The sequence below is a fragment of the Eudoraea sp. genome (assembly GCF_049665975.1).
GTDB lineage: Bacteria > Bacteroidota > Bacteroidia > Flavobacteriales > Flavobacteriaceae > Eudoraea.
In genome coordinates this window covers 1-5,251 of sequence record NZ_JBATGR010000031.1, presented here as the reverse complement: position 1 = coordinate 5,251, position 5,251 = coordinate 1, and the positions used below count along the sequence as shown (strand labels likewise).

Annotated in this window: 4 protein-coding genes and 2 pseudogenes; all 6 read right to left on the bottom strand. The window is 37.5% G+C overall.

Annotated elements, in window-relative coordinates; translation table 11 throughout:
- Positions 1-246, bottom strand: a 246-nt coding sequence (locus WBN20_RS00985) for a hypothetical protein (RefSeq protein WP_424280386.1), incomplete at its 3' end; no start/stop codon positions are given.
- 15 nt (positions 247-261) lie between these two features.
- Entirely contained in the window at positions 262-516 is a 255-nt protein-coding gene (locus WBN20_RS00980; protein ID WP_424280385.1) for a hypothetical protein, read from the bottom strand.
- 156 nt (positions 517-672) lie between these two features.
- On the bottom strand, positions 673-3,336 hold the full coding sequence (locus WBN20_RS00975) for a LuxR C-terminal-related transcriptional regulator (protein ID WP_424280384.1): 2,664 nt from the start codon (positions 3,334-3,336) through the stop codon (positions 673-675).
- A 234-nt stretch (positions 3,337-3,570) separates the two neighbouring features.
- Positions 3,571-3,813: pseudogene (locus WBN20_RS00970) on the bottom strand (3'-5' exonuclease); the annotation flags it as partial.
- Positions 3,814-4,108: 295 nt separating this feature from the next.
- The gene (locus WBN20_RS00965; RefSeq protein ID WP_424274766.1) at positions 4,109-4,996 is read right to left on the bottom strand and encodes a hypothetical protein; all 888 of its coding nucleotides are present in this window, start codon (positions 4,994-4,996) and stop codon (positions 4,109-4,111) included.
- Between the two features lie 55 nt (positions 4,997-5,051).
- Positions 5,052-5,251: pseudogene (locus WBN20_RS00960) on the bottom strand (hypothetical protein); the annotation flags it as partial.

Genomic DNA, 5,251 nt, shown 5'->3' with positions numbered 1-5,251 from the left:
TTTATCAGCAGTTTCTTGGGTTGGATACCCATCTTCAAACTCCAGTTTTCCTATTCGCGTATTTAGTTCATCTTCAATTTGAATACTCTCCGGAATATCAGTTGTCATTTTATACTTTTTCACTTCTTTCACTTCTTTTTTAGCTTCAGGAGCTTTTTCAGTTGCTTTCTCTTTACAACCAAAAGAAATTAGAGCTACTAATAAAAGCAACACTATAATTTTTGATTTGTTAATGGTAGTTTTCATGATTTTAAGTTTTAATTATAATAGAATCCGTAAGTTGAGTAATACCAAGTGATAATCACAGAGCGTATTGAGTATTCCTAACAATGCGACCTGATCTTCAACTTGTCCGGTTAGTACAGAAACAGATCCAAAATCAGGGTCTTCCTCTTTAATGATTTGCAAATCCCGAATATTATCGGCCCAATCAAGTTTTACGTCTCCTGCTACCCGAATTTGATAAGTTGCAGCTTTAGAAAAAATTGAATACTCTTCTGAATTTTTGGATTTCATCACTGTATGGGAGTTCTTTTGTTACAGGACAAAACTATACAAGGGTTGAATCTTGCGCAATAAACGAAAGTGGTATAAAAGTGTAAAATGGGTCAATAAACTATCTTAAAGACGATAATTTATGGGGAACAGCATCGTTCCGATGCATCAAGTAGGTCAGACGTAGCTCAATTCAGTTGCGCGTTGAGAAATTGTTATTCGATTGTGCAACTGCCATTTTTGACCAATATTATAGATGTGTTTTTTTACTGTACCCACCGAAATGAATAGGGTGTCGGCAATTTCTTTATTTCTAAACCCTTGAGACATCAGCCGCACAACATCAATTTCTCTTACTGAAAGTTGTTCAGCATTATCTGTGGCCACTTCAACCGGCTTAGCTTGCCCTGCCAATTCGTTTGTCTTAGTGCCAATTGCTTTGTTTAATGACTCCAGCAATAATTTATAAAAATAGGATCTTCCCTTGTCACTACAAACTTCGGCAATCAAAGGATAGAGTTCTGATTTCCATTCTAAATAGGGCCTGATCCATTTACCTGGCTCAGATATTTGCAGTGACGTGTCTAAAGCTTTTGCCGCTTCTGTTGATAAGCCGCGTTTGGTTAATAAAACAACCTTAAGGACCGCCACTTCAATTTGTTGATTAATTAAATGGTAGTGTTTGGCTATTTCGTCTACCTCAGCTAAAATCATAGCAGCCTTGTCTAAACTCTTTTCGGAGGACTCTCTTAAAAGCACGCGCACTTGTGTAAGCCTTGGTACCTCAATCCAAATAAATAAACCGGCGAAAATTGGCGTCTGCTCCAGGAGCGACTGCCATTCCATGGCTTTTTCTAATTCATTTCGCATAGACAATAACCTCATTTCGCATGAGCTGCTAACAATTGTATATGCGTCCTGATTCAACTCTGTGGTAAACGCTTTCAAGGTTTTTAATGTAGTGTCTGCCTCTTTGGGTTGGTTCTGTATTTCATACGCAATTACCTTGGCAGCCATGGCATCAATGGCTGTTCCTTTGTGTAAGATGAATCTTTTTTGCTCAGCAATCTTAAGAAGGACGATTGCTGCTTCCAGTTGATTAGCACAAAAACAAGCCATTGCTTCCTGACAGACACCCATGGCATGGGTGTAGTGCAGGTCATTTTCCGCTCCAATACTCTTCACTTTGCTGCCATAACGCTTTGCCTTCGCCAGGTTACCGGCAAACATGTTATTATAATATAAGCCTGAATACAGTCGTGTTTCATAAACCGCATTGCCTTCTGATTGCTGTATTTGTTGCGTTAATTCAGTAATCGCCAGCTCCATTTTACCACAAACCGTTGTGGCCATTGCTATGTGTAGATTCAGCATACCCGTAAATAGATTCTCTTCTTCGGGTAGCAACACTTTGGCTTGCTCAAAATGAGTCATTGCCTGACCACAGTTTCCACTCCAAAATTGCAGCAGACCTGAAACTAGGTTCCACTCGCCATGTAGCGCTGAATCTTGATTGTTTTTGAGAAGTAATTCAGCCTGTTGAAGCAAGCTGCCCAATAGCTCAAATTGAATATTTTCATATGCCGGCCAACAGGCAGATAAAAGCAAGTTAGGCTCATTCATTTCGGATTGAGGTAGTTTGCTCAACCATCGCTGGACAACGTACCATTTATCATTATATAATTCTGATAGCCTATTCCGAATAATAATTTTCGAAACCTCCTCTACTTTATGCGCTTTTAACATGTGGCGAATAGCATCTTCAATAAATTCGTTTCGCTCAAAACATATGGCCGCACTGGTATGAATATCAACCAAGTCATCCTCCATAATGCGCTTAGAGGCCATACGTTGCAAAAACTCCTGAATCAGATGGTGAAATCTGAAGTAATTGTTTTGCTGATCCAGGGGAATGATGAAGAGATTTATCTCTTGTAACCAATCCATAAATGATTGCGCCTTTTTTGCTGTGACCTGTGGGAGGGCACTGACTAGTTCAACGTTAAATCTGTCTAGCAGACTTACCTTAAAAAGGATTTCCTGAAATTCTGATGGCTGTTTTTCAAGGATTTCTTCAAGCATATACTGAGAGAGCGCGTACACATCACCGGAAAACTCGGTAAACACCTCGTTAGCACCAGAGTTATGAGTAGTTAACAAGGACGCCATGCGTAGCGCAACGATCCAACCCTCTGTTTTATTTTTTAACGAATTTGCTGTTTCTTCATTGATAGACTCATTAAACAAGTTTTGGTAGAGTTCTTTAATCTCAGCAGTTGAGAAGGCCAAATGCTTCATTCTGACCTCAACCATCCTGCTTTGGGCTAAAAGCCGATTTAATTTCAATGGAGGATCTCGCCTTGTAACTATGCATAGGTGCAGACATTGAGGTGGATAAACAAGTAACTCATCAATTAGCTCATGGATACTATTTTCTTTGATTCTATGGTAGTCATCTAATACTAAGATCACGGCCTTGTCTATTTTATCAAGCTCATTGATCAAGGTATGAGCAATCGTTTTTATAGGTGGAAGTTCTCCTGCAGTTGAAATGGTTTCGGTAAGAGGAACACTATTAGGGACAGCCGTATGCAGGGCTGCCACCACATAAGTAAGAAAAACCCGCAAGTCGTTATCTTCTTCATCAAGAGATATCCAGCAACTTGTTGCAGTTGTTTCCTGAAGCCATTGGCTAACGGTTTGGCTTTTGCCATATCCGGCAGGAGCAGAAACTAATGACATCGGCTTTTGTAGGCCTGATTCAAGCTTCTTAATTAAACCTGAACGTATAACCTGTTCATTGAAGATGGCAGGAGGTCTATGTAGCTTTGTTCGTAGCATTGCTAAATTAAATACAGATTAAAAACCCTTCACTTCCTTCATAGCTTCGTTATGGTAAGTCTTGCACCTAACAATTGGATATAGTTATTACCCACATATCTTTTGAATAAGCTAAGATAGTACAACCATAATATAAGCACAATACATTTAAATACAAGACCACTACATTAGATAGAGTGATTCAAAAATATTCTCTGTGAAACATAAAACACAAACCAGGCTGGAAGAATAATTCTAAATATGCATTATTTGGGCTTCACGCAATAATTCATCATTACGAAGCCTAAGAAAGACTTGTACTAAAGTGATAACATCTAATTCGCAATAAGCTACAATAAGATCCAAATTGCCTTCTTCAAAATAAACATCTCTGACCATACTACCATCAATATCTACTTTGGGAGAAGGAATACCCAGAACATTGGCCATAAGTTTTAAGGAGGTGTAATGCTTGAAATCTCCAAATTTCCAGAGTTCAGTTTTTTAATATCTTAAAATATAAATGTTTTAAAAGAACTTAGCGCTGGTGTAAAAGCAAATGGAGGGAGTCATAAGAAATAATGATAAGAAATGCATATTCTAATTAACAGTTTAGTTTTAACACGGGTTAAAAATACTTTATGGTGTAATTACAACTAACGGTTTGAATATGGATCGTTTAGCACTTTAAAGTACTTATCTACAAACTGCTATAATCAATATTAAATGTGCACATTTTCAAGTTAACACTTTTTGCCAAATGACCTATATTTATTGTTGCCTGAAGTATTTATTAAAACTCCACTCCCGGAGCTAAAACCAATTGAAAGAAAATCAAAAGAAGTACGAGGAATACTATAGGGCTCCAATATATATTTTCATTTATTCTGTTCGAAGTACGTCTGATATGTTTGCTCACTGTTGCTGAAGCCCATATCCAGGGAATTGAAAAAACGAAAATAATAAATGGAGTAATGGCCTGTCCAATTGGAGGAATCCTGAACGGAACAATAAGTAAGCTACCTATAATAGCGGCTCCTACAGCTATAAACCGAATATACATAAATTTTGCTTTAGGATTGTTCAAATCGACATCGTTAGAAACAAATTCCAATAGCTGCCTGCTAAACCAAATATTAACCATAGCGATAGCGATAATACTCGATAACGCTAAAATTATTTGAAGGGGTTGACTCAAATTTAAATATCCCACAAGTGCTTCACCCACATCAGTACTCGGATCCAGGTATGCAACTGCTACTTGAGGAAGTGATTGTACTAGTCCATGAAAAGCTAGCCACAAGACGAATAATTTCCAAATACTTTTGGAGTTTTTAAGGAAATGGAAAATTGCCAAACAGATCAATCCTATCAAGAAAATTGCCAAGGCTCCAGAACCTTGCATCAACAAAGTCATCGGATGTTCTCCTTCCCAATTATGATTATTATGATATAGAATTGCCTCCAAGCCAAGTGCCTTTTTTCCCAGAACAAGAAATAGTTCTTGCAGAAAGAATATTAAATTGAATGCTATAGCATATAGTACTGAAGAATTAATCATGGTGGTGTAATTTGCTATACCTTCTGGGGCAGAAGCTTTTTTATACTTGGCCCAATTGCGCACCCCCCATAATATTGGCCCTAACAATAGGATTGCAAAAAATATTTGAACTATGATCATTTCTTAAACATTTACATTTTATCAATTGCAGTTAACAACAGGATATAGTTAATAACTAAATATAATTACTATTCCTTATGAGGCCTATATCTCTCGTTTGACGGAAGAATAATTTTAAATATGAGATTTGATCTTCAGTCAATAACTTATAATTATGACGCCTGAGAAAGACTTGTGTTACAGTAGACTGATCCTTTTCACAAGAGTGAATGAAACTTGGCAAAGGAATTCTGGCTAATTTGGCCATGCCAGGAG

What these genes read in the sequence shown, in the direction of transcription:
- WBN20_RS00980 (WP_424280385.1), bottom strand. Translation starts at nt 516, where the DNA reads ATGAAATCCAAAAATTCAGAAGAGTATTCAATTTTTTCTAAAGCTGCA.
- WBN20_RS00975 (WP_424280384.1), bottom strand. Translation starts at nt 3,336, where the DNA reads ATGCTACGAACAAAGCTACATAGACCTCCTGCCATCTTCAATGAACAG.
- WBN20_RS00965 (WP_424274766.1), bottom strand. Translation starts at nt 4,996, where the DNA reads ATGATCATAGTTCAAATATTTTTTGCAATCCTATTGTTAGGGCCAATA.